Here is a 21,232-nt window from a genome sequence, read left to right as displayed (position 1 = left end):
TACAACGTTTTGCGGCTAACCGCAGTGCTGCCTTTTTGGGCAGGATTGCGGTTAACCGCTGTTGTGCGCTGTTGTTTCTTGTCGGCTAAGATAAGAAATAACAGTTACAGTTGGAATGTTAAGAAAGTTAGATAAATGATTTTAAAATATTGACTCCTATCAGACCGTAATGATAGGCGCAGTTTTTTTAAATCTCAGTCTTAAAAATTTCGCTAAACACTAGAGTTAAAACAGTTACAATAAAAAACATTTGACTTTGTCATTTTTTTCTTATAACTTTGGCAAGCCTTTTAGCGACTTCGCTTTGAAAATACATTTTCAGCAAATTTCTTTTGCAAGGCTTGACGAAAAACAAATCCATTTTTCCGTTTCTTAACTCAAGCTTTTCCACAAAATTTTTCGACTATTTATCAAGTTCCATACTTCCAATTGCGTACAACTTGTATATACCCGCTATTTTATAGCGCCTATACGCCTTGTTTTGGTTGTATACTCGCTACAAAGTAGCGCTTTTCAAATATATTAAATATTTTTTATAAATCGTCAAATGGACTTTTAATTTGTTGGATGTTTTTAGTACTAACGTGTGTGTAAATTTCAGTGGTTTTACTACTATTATGTCCAAGTAATTCCTGAATATATCTTAAATCTGTACCACTTTCTAATAAATGTGTGGCATAACTATGCCGTAACCAATGTAATGTTGCTGGTTTTGAAATATTGGCTTTTTTTAAGGCTTGTTTTAAAACTTGCTGTAAACTTCTTTCGTCATACGGTTTTCCTGCCGTTTGTCCTTCAAATAAATATACTTTTGGCTTGTAAAGTTTATAATAATCTCTTAGCATTTCTAATATTTTCGGACTTAATGGAACTATTCTGTCTTTTTTGCCTTTTGAGTTTTTTAAAAGTACTATATTTCTTTTCGAATCGATATGAATAGGTTGTAAGGCTAATAATTCGCCACAACGTAATCCACAAGAATAAATTAGACTTAACATGGTTTTGTGTTTGATATTATTATGTGCCAAAAGGATACTTTTTACTTCTTCTTTACTCAAAACATTTGGAAGCACTTTTTCTCTTTTCGGACGATGCACTTTATCAATTTCAATGGAAGTTTCTCTTACAATTCTAAAATATAATTTAATGGCATTTACAATCTGATTCTGATACGAAGAAGACAAATTATTCTTTAAAATATAATCGGTATTGTATAAAATCACATCTTCATTTGTGATAGATTTTACAGATTTAGTATTGAAAAAAGTAAGAAATGATTTCAAAGCTTCACAATAAGTTGTAATCGTATTTTGACTATAACGCTTTGATAATAAATAGTTTTTAAAAGTAGAAATACTTTCAATTCCCTCAGAATTTGGAACTAAAGTATGTGCTAATGGAAGTTTAAAATGGAGTCGATTTGTTTCTGTGTCGGGTAAATGCCAAAACATTTTATCAACACTCCAACGAGCATCTGTAAAGGTTTTAATTCTAGCAATTAGTCTTTCGTTTTTCTCAAAATACACAGCAATTCTTGGCGTGTTTTTATAGAGAATTGTTTTGGCTTTCCAATTCATTTTTAATGGCTTATATAAAACAAAAATAAGAATTTAGAATTATTCCCACAAAAAAAGCGACTAATTTCTTAGTCGCTTTATAATTTTATGGTTTTGAAAATTACTTAGAAAGTGTTTTCATTTCTTTTTCTAACATATCGTAAAACTGGTCAATTTTTGGCATAATGATAATGCGTGTTCTACGGTTTTTTGCTCTGTTTTCAGCAGTATCATTATCCGCTAACGGAATAAATGAACTTCTTCCAGCTGGAATTAATTGTTTTGGGTTCACACCTAAATCGTTTTGTAATACACGTACAATTGAAGTCGCACGTTTTACAGATAAATCCCAGTTGTCTAATAATACTGCGTTTTTAATCGGCACATTATCAGTGTGACCTTCTACCATACATTCGAAATCTGGTTTGCTGTTCACAACTTTAGCAACTTTCGCTAAAACTGATTTTGCTTTTAAATTTACATCATAACTTCCTGATTTGAATAATAAATTATCTGCAATAGAAATCATTACCACACCTTTTTCTACATTGATATTAATATCCGGATCGTCAATACCTACTTCACGTTTTAAACTCGTAACTAAAGCTAATGTTACACTGTCTTTTTTAGTTAAAGCATCTTGTAAACGGGTGATTTTTAAATCTTTTTCGCGTAAGCTTTCTAATGATTTTTCAAGGTTTTGAGCACCTTTTGTAGTTAAAACAGTCATTTCTTTAGAACTGTTTATTAAGTCAGAATTGTTCTTTTTTAAGTAATCTACTTGACTAAGTAGAGCATCTTTTTCAGTTAAACATGCATTCAGTTTAATTGTTGCTGAATTCAATAAATCTTGTGTTTCTTTTTGTTGCGCCTCTAAAGCTGCGAATTTCTTTTTAGAAACACACGACGTAAGCACAAACGGAAGGATTGCGGCTAAAACTAGTACTTTTCTCATTTTAATAGGATTTTTTACAAAGTTATACAGAAAAAACCATACCAAAGTGTTCCGAATAGTGAAAATTTAGTTAATTTATTTCAGAAAAAAGTTTCTTTTTCTCAACAAAATAGCTCCAAACGATTGATTTTGAATAAAAATAATTCGATTTTTGAGAAGTACTTCTCTTTTTTAAATTTCTAGAAAGTAAATGATAAAAATGAAAATGTGCTTTTATAATTGCCCAAGTATGTTTAAATTTTCCTTGAAATATAAATTGAATTCCTGCAATGCCATCTAAACACAATCGAGTAAAAATAATGGGAAACAATTTTCCTTTCGGAAGATTTTTGGTTAACATCAACAACGAATTTCTAAAATTTAAAAAGGTTTTCATTGGATTCGCTTCGTTTAAAGTTGCACCACCAACGTGATAAACAACCGAATTCGGACAATATTTTGCCGTAAATCCTAAGTTATTCGCACGCCAACACAAATCAATTTCTTCTTGATGTGCGAAAAAATCATCATCAAAACCATGTAAAGTTCTGTACACTTCTTTTCTAATAAAAAAACAAGCGCCAGTCGCCCAAAAAACCTCTGTTTCTTGATTATATTGACCTAAATCTTCTTCTAACGTATCAAAAATTCGACCTTTACAAAATGGATAACCGTATTTATCTATAAATCCACCAGCAGCACCAGCATATTCAAAGTGTGTTTTCTTTTTAAAATCTAATAATTTAGGTTGAATGATAGCCGTTTTTGGCTGGTTATCAAAAATTGCTTCAATCGGTTGTAACCAATTTTCGGTAACTTCAATATCCGAATTGACTAAAGCATAATAAGGTTCTTCCACAAATTTCAAGGCTTCATTATAACCTTTAGCAAAACCAAAATTACCTGTATTTTCAATGATTTTTACCGTTGGAAATTCGCTTTTCAAAACTTCAATAGAAGTATCCGTTGAAGCATTATCAGCCACATAAATGGTAGCATTTCCAGAAAACTGAATGACAGATGGCAAGAATTGTTGCAATAATTTTGCACCATTCCAATTTAAGATAACTACGGCTGTTTTCATTCGGACTTCTTAGATTTTTGGATTTTTAGATTGTTTCTCGCTGTAATTAGGCAATTCTTTCAAAAAAGTATATTTTTCCTTTTCAAAATCCATTTGGCAAAAATAATGATTTAATCCGTTGCTAACCATTAAATATTCGGCTTTCAAAGTAAAATTATAACGTGCAATTTGATCGAAAGTGTTTTGAGAAATCGCTACATCAGGCTGTTTGCATTCCACCACCAAAAAAATACTGCCATCAGAATTAAAAATCACAATATCGTATCGTTTGCTCATTCCGTTAATTTTCACTTGTTTTTCAACGTTTAGTAACGATTTCGGATAGTTGCATTCTTGAATTAAATACTGAACTGTGTGTTGCCTGACCCATTCTTCTGGAGTTAGCACCACAAATTTTTTTCTTATTTCATCAAAAATAGCAATTTTATTTTCACTATTTTTGAACCGAAACGAGTAGGATGGGAAATTCAACTTTTGCATGATGCGAATTTATAATCAAATCAACGAATAACCAAATAAACAAATCAACATATTTTGACTGACGTTATTAAAATAGTTAACGATATTAAATCTAAAAATTTTAAGCCCATATATTTTTTATGTGGCGAAGAAACCTATTATATAGATAGAATTTCCGATTTAATAGAGGATTCAGTACTTACGGAAGATGAAAAATCATTCAATCAAGTGGTTTTATATGGAAGAGATACGACTGTGGAAGAAGTAGTTTCTACAGCAAAACGTTTTCCAATGATGTCAGATTATCAGGTAGTTGTGGTAAAAGAAGCGCAAAATTTATCGAAAACATTTGAAAATTTCAAAGCTTATGTTTTAAATCCACAACCCACAACCATTTTAGTTTTTGCTTACCGAGACAAACCGGATGGTAGAAAAGGAATTTTTAAAACGCTTAAAGATAAAGCCGTTTGGTTTGAAAGTAAAAAATTATACGAAAACCAAGTTCCAGATTGGATTGTAAAAGTTTTAAAAGGTCAGAATTACGGAATTGAACCCAAAGCTGCTGCGATGTTAGCCGAGTTTTTAGGAACAGATTTATCTAAAATTAATAACGAATTAGAGAAACTTAAAATCGTTTTTCCGGTTGGACACGTTTTTACCCCAAAAAATATTGAAGAAAACATTGGTTTTAGTAAAGATTATAATGTTTTCGAATTGAAATCGGCATTAGCAGTTAGAAATCAAGAAAAAGCGTATACTATTATTCATCATTTTGCTTTAAATCCGAAAGACAACCCAATTGTTGTAATTACGGGGCAAATGTTTTCGTTTTTCTCACAATTACTACAATATCACGGTTTAAAAGATAAATCGAAGTTCAATGTTGCAAAAGCATTAGGCGTCAATCCGTTTTTTGTGGACGAATATGTTACCGCAGCTCGAAATTTCCCAATGCGAAAAGTGAGCCAAATTATTGAAGTTATCCGAGACATCGATGTGAAATCAAAAGGTGTTGGCGCAGGTTCTATGAAAGAAGATGACATGCTAAAAGAAATGGTTTACAAAATCTTCAATTAAGAATTATTGTTTCACAATAGTTAAAATATCAGTATACTTTCCCAAAATTATTAAATATAAAACAAGGTGTATTTATTTGTCTTAATATGTTGTATATTAATGATTTATTAAGAAAATCCTTTAACATATTTTTTAAATTAATAGTTAAATTTGGTTTTTTTGATTAAATTTATGCTACATAAAATTTTTTATGATGATATTTTTTCGCAAAAATACTGCATTCCAAAAAGCGACTCTTTTTGTCGTGTTCTTTTTTTGTGTTCAATTTTTATATTCTAAAGAAAATTTTTTTAAATTTTACAATCATCCTGAATATGATAATGTTTTGCATGAATGCGACTCATTAATAAAAACAAAGAAATTAGATGAATATGAGTTAGGATTAGAGAAATTAAATACATTAGAAAAGACGCTTATTAATCAAAAAGATTTTAAAGATTTAGGTGTCTTATATCTCAATATTTCTTCAATTTACTACACCAGCAGTGATTTAGTTTCGACATTTAAGTACTTGGATAAAGGAATGCTTGTTTTAAAGAAACATCCTAACAACGAAATAATGGGTTTTTATTGTGAAAATTATGGAGTTTCTTATTCTTTAATAGGAAATCATAAAAAAGCAAAAGAGTATCTTTTAAAATCAAAATATTTTCTTGAAAAGTATGTTCCTGTTGGATCGAGACTAGATTTGTATTATAATCTATGCATGACAAGTAGTAGAGAAAAAGATTGGGAAAATATTATTAAATATGGGAATTTACATGTTTCATTAAATGAAAAATATTTTAATGTGCCTAGCCATCCTAACCTTTTTTTAGTAATTGGTAAAGCCTATTTGAATTTGAACAAAATTGATGAAGCAAAAAAAATACTTAGACGAGTTGAAAATTTAAGTCAATTTAAAAAAAATGAAAATAAGGCATTATTCAATTATTATGAATTACTTGCAGATGTTGCCACTGCTGAAAAAAAACATGAAGAAGCAGGAAAATATTATAAAAAAGCTTTAAAATATAGAGATGATTTTAATCGAGAAATTTTTGATAAATTCAAGAATTCCACACAATTGGAAAATCAAGCACTTCAGTCAAATTTTCAATTAGAGAGAGAAAAAGCTAACAGTCAGTTCAAAAACTCTATTTTAATTTATTTATTAATTTCTCTTGGCTTACTTATTTTGTTGGTATTTTTACAATTCCGCTATACAAAAGATAAGACAAAAACGAATGAATTGTTAAATAAAAAAAACGAACAATTAAATGAATTGTTAGCAATTAAAAATAAGTTTTTAAATACAATCGCACACGATTTAAGAACGCCTTTAAATGCTATTACTAGTATATTATATCTGTTTAAAGAAAAATATAATAAAATTGAAAAGGAAAATTTAACCATTTTAGAACATTCGACAGATCAACTAATTAATCTTTCCAATAATATTATTGAATATAATGTGCTGAGTAACAATAAAGACTTAGCCTTAAAGCCGACTAAAAATAATTTAATCGAATTGATAACAAATATTGTTACTTCTTTTAAAAAGGATATTTCAAATAATAACGAGATTTACTTCGACTATGATAAAAGAATAGAAAATGTATTATGGTTTGATAAATCGAGATTAACTCAAGTTTTAAATAATCTGATTGATAATGCTATTAAATTTACGGAAAACGGAAGAATTACGATTAAAATAATTTTATTAGATTCAAATTCTGAAAATGATTTTCAAACGATACGATTTCATATTGAAGACGAGGGAATTGGAATTGATGATAAAATAAAAGAGGAAATATTTGAACTGTTTTTTCAAGGCTCTGATGAAATAAGTATTAAATATGGCGGTAGCGGAATTGGACTTTCTTTAGTTAAAAAAACTTTAGATTTATTAAAATCGAAATTGCATATTGAGTCAAAACCCGTTGGAACAATTTTATATTTCGATTTAAAACTAAAAGTTGTTGAAAGCACTAAAGTAATTAGGAATTTTGTAAAGAAAGATATTCTATGTGATAAGTATAATATTTTGGTAGTAGAAGACAATAAAATAAATCAAATTTTGGTGCAAAAAATTCTAGTTTCAAAAGGATTTAATGTAGACATCGCAGAAAATGGATTACAAGCAATAGAAAAAGTAAAATTAAACGATTACTGCTTGGTTTTAATGGATATTATGATGCCGATTATGGATGGTTTTGAAGCATCTGAAGAAATTGGTAAACTAAAACCAGATTTGCCAATCGTTGCATTAACAGCCGTTTCAGAAGAATTAAATAAAGAAAAATTCGAAAAAGTTCATATTCGAAAAGTGTTAAATAAGCCTATAAATGTTGACGATTTATCTAACACAGTAAATTTTTATTGTGTAGCATAATTTTATAACGAATTACTATTTAAAGAATGTCATTTTTAAAATAGTAATCAATCATAAAATTTCCGATATTTGCATTCCTAAATTTATAAAATTGAAATAATGAACAAAAATACAGTTTTAGCTTGGGCTACAGGTATCATGGTTATAATGGGATTAATTATAATGGGTTTAGCTGTTTACAGATACGATGATGTAGCTGGTTGGGGTTTTGCCGCAGTTGGCGTTGGTTTTTTTGCAAACGCATGGGTTTTTAATGCCTTAAAAGGGAGAATGTAAATTAAAGTACGATTTAGAAGTACGATTTACGAAGATTTAAAAATAAATTATTAACAATAAATATAAATTATGTCAGCAGACGATAAGAAAGTAATTTTCTCAATGCAAAAATTGAGTAAAAGTTATCCAGGAGCAGATAAACAAGTACTTAAAAATATATATTTAAGCTTCTTTTACGGAGCAAAAATTGGAATTCTTGGATTGAATGGTTCAGGAAAATCATCTTTATTAAAAATTATTGCTGGTATCGATAAAAATTACCAAGGTGATGTGGTTTTTCAACCAGGTTATACTGTTGGGTATTTAGAGCAAGAACCGCATTTAGACGAAACAAAAACAGTTATTGATATTGTTCGTGAAGGTGCCGCTGAAACTTTCGAATTATTAGCAGAATTCAATAAAATTAATGACGATTTCGGTTTGCCTGAGGTGTATGAAAACCCAGAAAAAATGGAAAAGTTAATGGATCGTCAAGCAGAATTACAAGACAGAATTGACGCTTCAGGAGCTTGGGAAATTGACAATAAATTAGAAATTGCCATGGACGCACTTCGTACTCCAGATCCAGATACGCCAATTAGCGTGTTATCAGGTGGGGAAAAACGTCGTGTCGCTTTATGTCGTTTACTTTTACAACAACCAGACGTATTATTATTAGATGAGCCTACCAACCACTTAGATGCAGAATCTGTACTTTGGTTAGAACAACATTTAGCACAATATTCAGGAACTGTAATTGCCGTAACGCACGATAGATATTTCTTAGATAACGTGGCTGGTTGGATTTTAGAGTTAGATAGAGGAGAAGGTATTCCATGGAAAGGAAACTATTCTTCTTGGTTAGACCAAAAATCAACTCGTATGGCGCAAGAAGAAAAAGTAGCTTCTAAACGTAGAAAAAACTTAGAGCGTGAGTTAGACTGGGTTCGTCAAGGAGCAAAAGGTCGTCAAACAAAGCAAAAAGCGCGTTTACAGAACTACGATAAGTTATTAAACGAAGACCAAAAAGAACTAGACGAGAAATTAGAAATTTACATTCCTAATGGACCACGTTTAGGAACGAATGTAATTGAAGCTAAACATGTATCGAAAGCATTTGGTGATAAATTATTATATGACGATTTAAATTTCGTTTTACCACAAGCGGGAATTGTTGGAATTATAGGACCAAATGGTGCTGGTAAATCTACTATTTTCAAAATGATTATGGGTGAACAACAAGCAGATTCAGGATCTTTTGAAGTTGGAGATACGGTGAAAATCGCTTATGTAGATCAATCGCACTCAAATATTGATGTAAATAAAACACTTTGGGAAAACTTCTGTGATGGTCAGGAATTGATTATGATGGGCGGACGTCAAGTGAATTCAAGAGCCTATTTGTCTCGTTTCAATTTTGGAGGAAGTGATCAAAACAAAAAAGTTGCTACACTTTCTGGTGGTGAGCGTAACCGTTTGCACTTAGCGATGACGCTTAAAGAAGAAGGAAACGTACTTTTATTAGATGAGCCAACAAATGATTTAGATATTAATACGCTTCGTGCTTTAGAAGAAGGTTTAGAAAACTTTGCCGGTTGTGCTGTAATTATTTCTCACGACAGATGGTTTTTAGATAGAGTTTGTACGCATATCTTAGCTTTTGAAGGGGATTCTCAAGTGTATAGTTTTGAAGGAAGTTTCACAGAATACGAAGAAAACAAACGCAAACGTCTAGGTAAAGATGTGACACCAACTCGAATCAAATACAAAAAGTTAATTCGATAATTCACAAATAATAATACTAAAAATCCTGATTTATATCAGGATTTTTTTATTTTTACAACTCTCAATAGATAATATGAAAGTGAAATTATATTATATCCTGTTTTTTTTTCTGCTAACTCCTAAACTATTTTTTGCTCAAGTTGTTGTAAACAATAAGGTTGAAGCAAAAAAAACTCTCGAAAAAGCCATTGACGATTTAAATAAATTAAATTGTAAATCATCTTTAGAAAATGCACAAAAAGTATTGCAATATGGATTAAAAAATGATGATTATAGCTTTACTGCAAAAGCCTATAATGTTATTGGTTTAAATTATGAAGAGTTTTCCGATTTAAAAAAAACGCTATATTATTACAATGAAGGAATCAGATTTGCTTTAAAAGCAAACGATATTCAGCAATTAGAGTATTTATATAACAACACAGGAAATCTTTATTTCTTCCGATTAAATAATCCTAAAAAAGGTTTAGAATATTATTTTAAATGTTACAGATTTTCCATAGAATTTGGAGATAAACTCGATATCGCCTTTACAGAATTAAATATTGCTGATGCTTATTTTAAACTGGAAAACTTCGAAATGGGTAAAAAATATTTAGACAAGATTGTACCTGTTTTGAAAACTGAAAAAGATTTCGAAATGTACGTGACTTATTATACATTATTAGGGAATTATCATTCAAACAGAAATGAAAATGTTGAAGCTGAAAATTGTTTTGATCTTGTTTTAGAGAAGTTAAAGGAAAACAATGTTGCCTTTTTTAAGCCAAATGAATTAGAAATTTACGATGAGATTTATAAGTTCTATAAAAAAAACAATAACGTTAAAAAAGCATTATTTTTTCTTGAAAAACACGATAAGCTTCAAGATGAATTGTATCTAAAAGAAAGAAGTCAAGACATAAAATTTGCCGGAGCTTCTATCGATATGTTAGAAATGAATAATAAAATTCAGAAAAGTGAATCTGAAAAAAAAGTGCAAGATCAAAAAATATTAGCTTCCTCAAAACTTGTGAAAATGAGTTTGTTTTTTGCAGGTATTTTGTTGTTCTTTTTGATTTATATGTTTAAAAACTATTTAGATTATAGAAAATTAAATAAAAAACTTTTCGATTCAAATGAACAATTAAAAATTGCCAATATAAAATCGGAAGAAGCCTCTTTATTAAAATCTCAATTTTTATCGAATGTGAGCCACGAACTTAGAACGCCTTTGTACGGTGTAATTGGAATGGCAGATATTATCGAATCGGAACATACAGAACTGAAGAAAAACAAGTATTTTAATGCACTAAAATTCTCTTCAAATTATTTATTATCATTGATAAACGATGTTCTAAATGTATATAAAATTGAAGATACTAAATTCGAATTAATTTACGAGAATGTAGAAATTAGAAAAGAAATTTCTGTAATTAGAGAATCTTTAGAAATTATTGCCAAATCGAATAAAAATAAACTGAATATTGAAATTTCTGACGTCGTTCCACAGGTTATTAAAACTGATTTAACACGATTTTCTCAAATCTTAATTAACTTAATTAGTAACTCACTAAAGTTTACTAAAGGCGGAATCGTTTCTATTAAATTAAACCTTTTGGAAGAAGATGCTGTTCAAAAAATTCAGATTCAAATTGAAGATAACGGAATCGGAATTCCAGAAGAATATTTAGATAAAATTTTCGAAAAATTTGTGCAAGTCGATGTCAATTTAAATGAACAATACAAAGGAACTGGACTCGGATTGTCAATTGTAAAAAGATTAGTAGATTTGTTTAAAGGAGAAATTTCAGTCAAAAGCGAAATGAATAAAGGAACAGTTTTTACTGTGAAAATCCCTTATATTGAAGCAGATAACGAACCGATTTTTAAACATAATCCTATGTTGGCATCAAAAGGAAATAAAACACATTTGAAAATTCTTGTAGTAGAAGATAACAAGATCAATCAAATGGTCACTAAGAAATTATTGGATAAAAGCGATCATACTTGTAAGATTGCAGAAAATGGTTTAGAAGCGATTGCTTTAGTTGAAAAACATCAATTCGATTTGATTCTAATGGACATTCATATGCCTATTTTAAATGGATTTGAAGCTTCCCAAAAGATTAGAGAATTAGGAATTTTGACACCAATTATTGCCTTAACGGCTTCTGATAAAAATGAAATTATTAACGAAATGGCGATAAATGGAATCAATGACGTTTTAGTTAAACCTTTTGAAATTAAAGATTTACAAGTCATTATTGAAAAACACGTCTAGTTTTTTCTAAAAATAGCACAAAAAAAATCAGCTTTTTACAAGCTGATTTTTTTTTATTCTTAAAATAGTATTATTTATTTTCTATCCATTTTCTTGCGTTAACAAATGCTTCTAGCCACGGAGTAACTTCGTCTTTCTGACCTCTTTCTGGATAGTTTGCCCAGTTCCAAGGGAAAGTTGAACGCTCAATATGCGGCATTGTTACTAAATGTCTTCCAGTTGCATCACACATCATTGCGGTGTTATAATCAGAACCATTTGGATTTGCTGGATAACCTTCGTAACCATATTTCGCAACAATGTTATAGTTTTCTTCCGATAATGGTAAGTTGAATTTTCCTTCACCATGCGAAATCCAAACTCCTAAAGTTGCACCTTCTAAACTTGATAACATCACCGAATTATTCTTCTGAACTTTTACAGAAGTAAAGCCACTTTCGTGTTTATGAGAATCGTTATGTTTCATTTTTCCGTGAACTTCGTGTTCTGGATTTACCAGTTCTAATTCCATCATTAACTGACAACCATTACAAATTCCAACAGAAAGTGTATCTTCTCTTTTGAAGAAGTTTTTCAATGCTGTATTTGCTTTTTCGTTGTATAAAAATGCTCCAGCCCAACCTTTTGCCGAACCTAAAACATCTGAATTTGAGAATCCACCAACAGCACCAATAAATTGAATATCTTCTAAAGTTTCACGACCAGAAATTAAATCCGTCATGTGAACGTCTTTTACATCAAAACCTGCTAAATACATCGCATTTGCCATTTCTCTTTCAGAATTACTTCCTTTTTCACGAATAATCGCTGCTTTTGGTCTGTTTGTAGCAGAAGTTGGAGCTAATTTTCCATCAAAATGAGATGGGAAAGTAAAATCTAAAGGTTGATTCGCGAAATTTTCAAAACGCTCTAACGCTTTTCCGTTTTTAGATTGTTTTTGATCTAATAAATAAGAAGTTTCAAACCAAGCTTTTCTATATTTTGAAACACTTAAATTGAAAGTATCATCATAATTCGTAATTGAAACGGTATCTGAATTCGTAACTGTTCCAATGTTGAAAATTTCAACACCATTTGCTTTAAATGTAGCTTCCACTTCAGCATCAGCTTGGAAAACAACGGCAATATTTTCAGAGAATAATAATTTTGTTGAATCGTGTTCGTTAATAGCAGTCAAATTGAAATTCGCACCTAAATTCACATCTGCAAAACACATTTCTAATAAAGTTGTGATTAAACCACCACTTCCAATATCATGTCCAGCTTTGATTTTTCTTTCTTTAATTAAATCTTGTAAGGTATTAAATGCTTTCTTGAAAAAGGCAGCATTTGTAATAGTTGGCGTTCCATTTCCAACTTTATTTTGTGTTTGATTAAATGACGAACCACCTAATTTGAAGGTATCTTGCGATAAATTAATATAGTAAATGTTTCCGCCATTATGTTGTAAAACTGGTTCTACAACTTTCGTGATATTTGAACAATTTCCAGCAGCTGAAATAATAACAGTTCCTGGCGCAATTACTTCATCATTTGGATATTTTTGCTTCATTGAAAGAGAATCTTTTCCTGTTGGAATATTGATTCCTAATTCGATAGCAAAATCTGAACAACCTTGAACGGCTTCGTACAAACGAGCATCTTCACCTTCATTTTTACAAGCCCACATCCAGTTAGCAGATAATGAAACGGAGTCTAAACCATCTTTTAACGGCGCCCAAACTAAGTTTGAAAGCGATTCTGCAATTGCATTTCTACTTCCAGCAACTGGGTCAATTAATGCAGAAATAGGAGCGTGGCCAATTGAAGTGGCAATTCCTTCTTTTCCTTTGAAGTCTAAAGCCATTACACCTACATTGTTTAAAGGTAATTGTAACGGTCCAGCACATTGTTGTTTGGCAACTTTTCCGCCTACACAACGGTCAACTTTGTTCGTTAACCAGTCTTTACAAGCCACAGCTTCTAGTTGTAAAACTTGCTCTAAATAAGTTGGAATTTCTTTTGAATTATATTCTGAATTGCTGTAATTTCTAGCAATTGTTGAGTCTGTCATGATTGTTTTTGGCGAACTTCCGAAAAAGTCTTCCAAAGCGTAATCCATTGGTTTTAAACCTGTAGATTTTGATTCGAATGTAAATCGGTGATCACTTGTTACTTCACCAACTTCATACATTGGAGAACGTTCTCTATCAGCAATTTTTTGTAAGATGTCCATATCTTTACCACCAATTACTAATCCCATTCTTTCTTGAGATTCGTTTCCGATGATTTCTTTTGCAGAAAGTGTTGGATCTCCAACTGGTAATTTATCTAAATCGATTAATCCACCTGTTTCTTCAACTAATTCAGATAAACAATTTAAATGTCCACCTGCACCATGATCGTGAATAGAAACAATTGGATTGTTATCACTTTCCACTAAACCACGAATAGCATTAGCCGCACGTTTTTGCATTTCTGGATTAGAACGTTGGATCGCATTTAATTCAATTCCTGAACCAAAAGCACCTGTGTCTGCAGATGATACCGCAGCTCCACCCATTCCAATTCTATAATTTTCTCCACCAAGAATGACAATTTTATCACCTTCTTGTGGTTTCTTTTTAATGGCTTGATCTAATTTTCCGTAACCAATTCCACCCGCTTGCATAATTACTTTATCGTAACCTAATTTACGATTTTCTTCATTATGTTCGAAAGTTAAAACTGAACCAGTAATTAATGGTTGCCCGAATTTATTACCGAAATCAGATGCTCCGTTTGATGCTTTAATCAAAATATCCATTGGCGTTTGGTACAACCAAGGACGTTCTGCCATCGCTTCTTCATATTTACGATTGTTATTCAATCTTGAGTAAGAAGTCATGTAAACTGCAGTTCCTGCTAATGGTAACGAACCTTGTCCACCAGCTAAACGGTCACGAATTTCTCCTCCAGAACCAGTTGCAGCTCCGTTGAAAGGCTCAACAGTTGTTGGGAAATTGTGTGTTTCTGCTTTTAATGAAAGTACAGAATCGAATTCTTTTTCTTCGTAAAAATCAGGTTTGTCAGCGCTTTTTGGTGCGAATTGAGTTACTTTCGGACCTTTTACAAAAGCGACATTATCTTTATATGCCGAAACGATATCGTTAGGGTTTTCTTGAGAAGTTTTCTTGATTAATTTGAATAATGATGTAGGTTTTTCTTCTCCATCAACCACAAAAGTTCCGTTGAAAATTTTATGACGACAGTGTTCTGAATTGGCTTGTGAGAAAGCAAAAATTTCAGAATCCGTTAATTTTCTACCTAATTTAGTCGCTAAATTATCTAAATATTCTACTTCTTCTAAACTCAAAGCTAAACCTTCTTGTTTGTTGTAAGCATCAATATCATCAATTTCTAAAATAGCTTCTGGTTGAATATTTATCGTGAAAATGTCTTGATGTAATTCCGTATATTTTTGAAGTAACATTGGATCAAAATCAGTAAAATCAGCAGTTACTTTTTCGAATTCTTCGATTCTGATAATTCCAGAAATCCCCATATTCTGAGTGATTTCAACCGCATTCGTACTCCAAGGTGTAACCATAGCTGCACGTGGTCCTACAAAATTTTGAGAGATGGTTTTACTATCAATTTGTTGTGTTTCTCCAAATAGCCAGTTTAGTTTTTGGATGTTTTCGGAAGAAATTTCAGATTGAGTTTGAACTGCAAATACTGTATTGCTTTGGTTTCCAAAGAAAAAAATCATTATGTTGTGTTGTTAGTTGTACGTGGTGCAAAGGTAAACTTTCTTATTAAAGTATAAAAAAAAAGAGCGGTAAAAACCGCTCTAAATTTGAAATTTATGGTAAATACTGATAAGCACCAATATCACACGAGGTTGCTCTTGAATTTCCAAGAATATCATCTGGAACTAAAGGATCAAAAATTCCCATTCCAATTGCGGCAGAACCTAGTAATATGTTCAGTTTATTTTTACTTGAATTTTTAAATTTTGGTGAGTTAGTATTACTACTTAAAGATAAAATACAATTCGAATAATTTGGATTGCTTGTAAAACTATATAATTCGCCATTAATAAACTGATTGTTAAAATCAACAAATTTTATTAAGCAATTATTAAATTGATATTCAAAGGTTGTACCTTTTTTTTCTAAATCAATACTAATATTTGAGGAACCATAAAAAATACAGTTTTTAAAATCTGCTTTTGTTAAGCTAACTGGAACAACCAAGGAACCATCTTTATAAAAATCATTTAATACCAAACACGTTTGATTTGGTGAGCTCCAATAATTTGCAAATGTACAATGTGTAAAATCGTAGCTTCCGCCTTCAGTACAAGCTAAACTTGCTTGTCCACAATTGTTAATGACTACGTTTTTACCAGTCAAATTTCCAGTTCGGGCTAAAATTCCCACATTGGTGCAATTATAAATTTGTGTATTTGTCATGTCGATAGTTGGAGTAGGAGTTCCATCATTTCCAGAAACTAGCATACCAACAGTGGCATTTTTAATTGTTAAATTTTTAATGTTATTTCCGTTACTTCCTGGTAAAAACCAAACAGTTCCCCATTGTCCAGGTACTTCTGCATAATTTGGTTCCAAACGATCACCTTCAAAAACTACTTCATTATCTACTAAAACATTTCCATCTGTATCATAAGTGCTTAAGTCGCCATTAACAACTAAACTAGCATCGTCTGCTACAATTAATCCTGAATTCGCATGGAAATGTACTTTTGTACCTTGGTCAATTATTAAATCTTCATTTTCTGGAATTTTCGCATAGCCATAAACAACATAAGGTTTTGTGTTGGTCCAATGTAATTCATCACCATTAACAACATCAGTATGACTTAAATTCGTTCCTGTAATTTTAATTGGATCACCATTTCCATCTACGCCTAATTGTATTTGTTCGTAAGTGAAATTATTCGGACTTCCAGTTCTTTCAGGATAAATGAAAACCGCATCTTGAATTAAAGTTACTAAATTAACTTTTTGAAAATTTCCACCATTTCCAAACTGAATTTCATCGGTATATAGAAAATCAGTTGGATTAGCATCAGCTACGTCTGAGTTTACAGATATAAAAACGAACATACTGTCTTTTGCCAAAAGTTCTACATTTTCAAACTCTTTTCCAGCTACACCATCGACCATTAATTGGTAGTTAGAAGCTTGTCCTTTTCCTAATCTAACACTAGGTATTGAAATGTTTTTATTACTATTGTTATATACTTTTAAGGTGTAAGTACTCGAACCAATATTTGTAAAAACAGTATCTAAATACACAGTTTCTTTAGAGAATGATAAATCTCCAATACTCGATTCAAAATCAAGTTCGTTTCTACATGAAGTGAAAGAAAATATTGTTATTAAGCCAAGTAAAAGTTTAAACTGACGCATAGTATGTTAAATTTTATTTAAAACGAAAAAATCTTCGTTTTGGTATATTTTTATTCGAAATATAAATTTGTAACTTTGTAAAAATAACTATTTATGTTTAATAAAGAAAAGTTTTTAGCACTTTGTAAGCATTGGTCTAAAAACACCTTAATGGAAACTCTTGAAATTGAGTATATTGACGCTGGTGAAGATTTTTTAACAGCAAAAATGCCAGTGAATTCAAGAGTACATCAACCAATGGGTTTACTTCACGGTGGCGCAACAGTCGCTTTAGCTGAAAGCGTGGGAAGTGCCGCTTCATTAATGTTTATTAACCCAGAAAAACAAGAAGTTCGCGGTATTGAAATTAGTGCGAATCATTTACGAAGCAAACGAGAAGGAACCGTTTTTTGTACGGCTAAAATTGTTCATAAAGGCGCAAGTATTCATTTGTGGGAAATTAGAATTGTAGATGAAAACGACAAACTAATCTCTTTATGCAAATTGTCAAACATGGTTTTATCTAGAAGAGAAAGATAATGAAACTATTAGACAAAGTCCTTTCCCATTTTCAAAATCAATTGCCGTTTGTAGTCTATGCCAAGCCAAATGAAGAAATTTTGCATGGTATTTTTCAAAATAATGCGACTTTAAATGTGTTTGAAAATCAAAAAGGTTTTGTGTTTGCGAGTTTTTATAACGAAACCAATGTAGTTTTTCCGATTTCTGATTCTGAAGTTTTTCAAGAAGAAATAAATCTAGAAATTGAGGAGAATCCAATTCAAATTGAAAGTAAATCTGATGAAAATGCTCGAGTTTCATTCGAAAATTTAGTGAGAAATGGCGTTTCAGAAATTGAAAAAGGAATATTTGAAAAAGTTGTTTTATCTCGAAAAATAGACATCTCTCAACCGATAGATTTTATCAAATCGTATCAAAATTTACTAAAAAAATATCCAACAGCTTTCCGATATTTATGGTTTCATCCGAAAGTAGGAATGTGGATGGGCGCAACACCAGAACAATTAGCGAAAATTGAAAACAATACGTTTGAAACTGTTGCTTTAGCTGGAACGCAAGTTTATTCGGAAACAGTTTCTTGGCAAGAAAAAGAAATTGTAGAACAACAATTGGTAACAGATTACATCAAAAGCAGAACAGAAAATTTAGTTGAAAGTTTACAAATTTCTGAATCGTACACACAAAAAGCAGGGAATTTAGTGCATTTAAAATCGGATATTTCTGGAAAATTAAAACAAAATGTTTCAGAATTAGAGGTGATAAACGCTTTGCATCCAACATCTGCAGTGTGTGGAATGCCTTTAAAAGTAGCTAGAAACTTCCTTTTAGAAAATGAAAAGTATAACAGAAAATATTATGCTGGTTTTTTAGGCGAATTTCAAATGCAAGAACAAACCAATTTATTCGTAAATTTGAGATGTTGTGAAATTGAAAATACTATCACAACTATTTACGTTGGTTGCGGAATTACAAAAGATAGTCAAGCCAATAAGGAATTTATAGAAACAGAAAATAAAGCAAAAACAGTATTAAGTATCTTAGTTGCTAAGTAACTCAAAAATAAAAACATGAAATTAGACATATTAGCATTCGGTGCGCATCCAGACGATGTAGAATTAGGTTGTTCAGGAACAATTGCCAAAGAAATTTCTTTAGGTAAGAAAGTCGGAATTATCGATTTAACACGTGGTGAATTAGGTACACGTGGAACAGCTCAAACAAGAGATGAAGAAGCTGCCGAAGCTGCGAGAATTTTAGGAGTTCATGTTCGAGAAAATTTAAATTTCAGAGATGGATTTTTTATCAATGATGAAGCGCATCAATTGGAAATCATAAAAATGATTCGCAAATACCAACCAGAAATTGTCTTATGTAATGCAATTACTGATAGACATATCGATCATGGAAAAGGTAGTAAATTGGTTAGCGATGCGTGTTTTTTATCAGGTTTATCAAAAATTGAAACGGAGTTAAATGGCGAGAAACAAGCGCATTTCCGACCAAAATTAGTGTATCATTACATACAATGGCAAAACATTGAACCAGATTTCGTGGTAGATGTTTCTGGGTTTATGGATGTGAAAATGGAATCGGTAAAAGCTTATAAAACACAATTTTACGATCCAAATTCTAACGAACCTAAGACACCAATTACCTCAAAAAATTTCTTAAACAGTATAGAATATCGCGCAATGGATTTAGGACGTTTAGTAGGAGTGGAACACGCCGAAGGATTTACAGTGGAAAGATATTTGACAGTCAATAGTTTAACAAATTTAATGTAAAATTTTTATTTTTTTCTTTGCAAGTATCAAGTTTAGTATTATATTTGCACCCGTATTCATACATGGTGGTTGTAGCTCAGCTGGTTAGAGCATCGGTTTGTGGTACCGAGGGTCGCCGGTTCGAACCCGGTCTTCCACCCAAAGCCTTACAGAAATGTAAGGCTTTTTTTATACATAAAAAAAATCGCTAAAGTTGATTTAGCGATTTTTTTGTTTTATGCTTTTCTATTAGTAGTTACTTTTTTTTTCAATATCAGTAATCCAAAAACACTAATTACTAGAATCGACAAAGCTGTTAATACGGTAACAAAATCTCGTATTGGTTTTCCAGCCCATTCTAAATATAAAAATTTATGCAGTAAAGCAAAAGTATAGCCTTCGGCTCTGTCATAATTATTTACTTTTGCGGCAATTCTAGATGTATTTGTTTCAATAAAAAACGTGTTGTTTTCAGGAGTATTGTAGGCGATTTTGATAACTGGAAGCCTTTTGTTTACAAATCCATATTCTTTTTTATCAAAATCATTTAAAACAGCAACTTCTTTTTGATTACTTTCAACTAGTAGGTTTTTATCTAAGAATTGGTGTTTTTTGTTCAATTCTTCCACTAAAAATTGTGCATATTTTAAATCTAAATCTTCTGATTTATTAAGTTGATTGATTTTGTAAAATGAAATAATATAATTTGGTTTTGGTTTACTTTTAAAATCCTTACTGTCTGATTTTTCTACTTTTTCATTTTTTTTAATACTATTTCTTAAATAAGTTTCGTTGTTAAAATTGACCAACCCAAAATTAATTTCTTCATTCCAATTTAAAGGAAGTTCTTTAATATCAAAGTCGATACTTTTGGTTTCAAAAATGGGTTCGTAAACTAATTTTGTAATAGTATTCGGTTCCCATTTCTTAATAATATGAAATAAGCCACTTAAAACGAAAGCGAAAGTAAAAAACGAGAATAAAAGGCCTAATTTTCTATGATTTTTTCTAGTTTTTAATTCGCTTGTTGTAGCATTTATTTTTTTGAATTGTTTCCAAAATAAGCCATAAATTATCAATCCACTTATTGCACTACACAAAATGGTAAACAAAGAAATTCCAACTACTATTATTCTTACGTACTCGTTTGAAATTTTCTCTATAAATGAAAAATTATGAAACGTATCAAAAAACCAAATAAAAACTTGACGTGATTTTGGATTAAAAGTCGCCAATTTACTTGATGAGGTTTCTATATAAATTTCCATAGCATCATTACGATTAAAAGAAATTTTATGAACTGGCAAATATCTATTAATGTATTTGTATTGATTGTCAAATTCAGTTAAAACAATATTGCTTGAAACGTTACTAATGCTATCATTTAAAAAATATTTAGACAACCATTCGGCATATAAATTATCTCCATTTTTCAACAAATTGGCAGTCGAAGTATTGAAATATAACGCTTCATTTTTACTGTTTATTACTTGATAAAATTGTTGGTTTTTGAAGCTAACAATTCTAAAATTTTTTATTGATTTCTCTTTGTTTTTAATTAGAACTTCTTTTAATGTAAAATTAATTTTAGAAGTGTCAATTTTCTGATTTTCTAAATATTCCTTTGCTATTTCTGGTTTAAAAAAATGAGACATCATTGGATGCATAATTCCAGATAAACTCCAAAATATAACAGGAACTATGGTGAAAAAAGCCAAGTATTTATGATATTTATAAATGTTTTGCTTTAATCGTTTTTTTAGTTTTGAATCTTTTGCCTTCATA

The 21,232-nt window shown here is 30.7% G+C and carries 15 protein-coding genes and 1 tRNA gene; 9 read left to right on the top strand and 7 right to left on the bottom strand.

Annotation, left to right across the window (positions count from 1 at the left end; genetic code table 11):
* Positions 1-533: 533 nt before the first annotated feature.
* The 4 genes from BMX42_RS14005 to BMX42_RS13990 all read right to left on the bottom strand — a co-directional run bounded on the left by BMX42_RS14005 (position 534) and on the right by BMX42_RS13990 (position 4,054).
* The gene (locus BMX42_RS14005; RefSeq protein WP_091315931.1) at positions 534-1,577 is read right to left on the bottom strand and encodes a tyrosine-type recombinase/integrase; all 1,044 of its coding nucleotides are present in this window, start codon (positions 1,575-1,577) and stop codon (positions 534-536) included.
* A gap of 100 nt (positions 1,578-1,677) precedes the next feature.
* Entirely contained in the window at positions 1,678-2,511 is an 834-nt protein-coding gene (locus BMX42_RS14000; protein ID WP_091315928.1) for an OmpA/MotB family protein, read from the bottom strand.
* Positions 2,512-2,581: 70 nt separating this feature from the next.
* A complete protein-coding gene (locus tag BMX42_RS13995) occupies positions 2,582-3,574 on the bottom strand; it encodes a glycosyltransferase family 2 protein (protein ID WP_091315924.1) in 993 nt (330 codons plus the stop codon).
* A gap of 9 nt (positions 3,575-3,583) precedes the next feature.
* Positions 3,584-4,054, bottom strand: a complete 471-nt coding sequence (locus BMX42_RS13990) for a type I restriction enzyme HsdR N-terminal domain-containing protein (RefSeq protein ID WP_091315921.1) — start codon at positions 4,052-4,054, stop codon at positions 3,584-3,586.
* 54 nt (positions 4,055-4,108) lie between these two features.
* Between BMX42_RS13990 and holA the strand changes: the two genes are divergently transcribed.
* From holA to BMX42_RS13965, 5 genes are all read left to right on the top strand, one after another.
* Positions 4,109-5,110, top strand: coding sequence for a DNA polymerase III subunit delta (gene holA / locus BMX42_RS13985; RefSeq protein WP_091315918.1), 1,002 nt, complete (start codon positions 4,109-4,111; stop codon positions 5,108-5,110).
* A gap of 193 nt (positions 5,111-5,303) precedes the next feature.
* A complete protein-coding gene (locus tag BMX42_RS13980; protein ID WP_218141448.1) occupies positions 5,304-7,484 on the top strand; it encodes a response regulator in 2,181 nt (726 codons plus the stop codon).
* Between the two features lie 99 nt (positions 7,485-7,583).
* Positions 7,584-7,760 (top strand): CAL67264 family membrane protein, encoded by a 177-nt coding sequence (locus BMX42_RS13975; RefSeq protein ID WP_091315913.1) that lies wholly within the window; start codon positions 7,584-7,586, stop codon positions 7,758-7,760.
* Positions 7,761-7,829: 69 nt separating this feature from the next.
* The gene (gene ettA / locus BMX42_RS13970; RefSeq protein ID WP_091315910.1) at positions 7,830-9,524 is read left to right on the top strand and encodes an energy-dependent translational throttle protein EttA; all 1,695 of its coding nucleotides are present in this window, start codon (positions 7,830-7,832) and stop codon (positions 9,522-9,524) included.
* Between the two features lie 73 nt (positions 9,525-9,597).
* Positions 9,598-11,787 (top strand): ATP-binding protein, encoded by a 2,190-nt coding sequence (locus tag BMX42_RS13965; RefSeq protein ID WP_091315906.1) that lies wholly within the window; start codon positions 9,598-9,600, stop codon positions 11,785-11,787.
* 70 nt (positions 11,788-11,857) lie between these two features.
* Here BMX42_RS13965 and purL read toward each other — a convergent pair whose 3' ends face one another.
* Together purL and BMX42_RS13955 are read right to left on the bottom strand one after the other, a co-directional pair.
* Positions 11,858-15,517: a phosphoribosylformylglycinamidine synthase gene (gene purL, locus BMX42_RS13960; protein WP_091315903.1), complete on the bottom strand. Its 3,660-nt coding sequence runs from the start codon at positions 15,515-15,517 to the stop codon at positions 11,858-11,860.
* Positions 15,518-15,611: 94 nt separating this feature from the next.
* Positions 15,612-17,183, bottom strand: a complete 1,572-nt coding sequence (locus BMX42_RS13955; protein WP_091315898.1) for a hypothetical protein — start codon at positions 17,181-17,183, stop codon at positions 15,612-15,614.
* 93 nt (positions 17,184-17,276) lie between these two features.
* Here BMX42_RS13955 and BMX42_RS13950 point away from each other — a divergent pair, with 93 nt between their 5' ends.
* The 4 genes from BMX42_RS13950 to BMX42_RS13935 all read left to right on the top strand — a co-directional run bounded on the left by BMX42_RS13950 (position 17,277) and on the right by BMX42_RS13935 (position 19,608).
* Positions 17,277-17,702: a PaaI family thioesterase gene (locus tag BMX42_RS13950; protein WP_091315892.1), complete on the top strand. Its 426-nt coding sequence runs from the start codon at positions 17,277-17,279 to the stop codon at positions 17,700-17,702.
* Positions 17,702-18,736, top strand: a complete 1,035-nt coding sequence (locus BMX42_RS13945; RefSeq protein WP_091315886.1) for an isochorismate synthase — start codon at positions 17,702-17,704, stop codon at positions 18,734-18,736. Before BMX42_RS13950 ends, BMX42_RS13945 begins: the two co-directional genes overlap by 1 nt.
* Before the next feature lie 15 nt (positions 18,737-18,751).
* Entirely contained in the window at positions 18,752-19,468 is a 717-nt protein-coding gene (gene bshB1, locus BMX42_RS13940) for a bacillithiol biosynthesis deacetylase BshB1 (RefSeq protein WP_091315883.1), read from the top strand.
* A 64-nt stretch (positions 19,469-19,532) separates the two neighbouring features.
* A tRNA-His gene (locus tag BMX42_RS13935) sits at positions 19,533-19,608 on the top strand.
* Positions 19,609-19,683: 75 nt separating this feature from the next.
* Here the strand turns inward: BMX42_RS13935 and BMX42_RS13930 are convergent.
* Entirely contained in the window at positions 19,684-21,231 is a 1,548-nt protein-coding gene (locus BMX42_RS13930) for a PepSY domain-containing protein (RefSeq protein WP_091315880.1), read from the bottom strand.
* Between the last annotated feature and the right edge of the window lies 1 nt (position 21,232).

The organism is Flavobacterium terrigena (assembly GCF_900108955.1).
Lineage (GTDB): Bacteria > Bacteroidota > Bacteroidia > Flavobacteriales > Flavobacteriaceae > Flavobacterium > Flavobacterium terrigena.
Note: the sequence above shows the minus strand (reverse complement) of the source record. Positions and strands in the feature narration are given on the sequence as shown.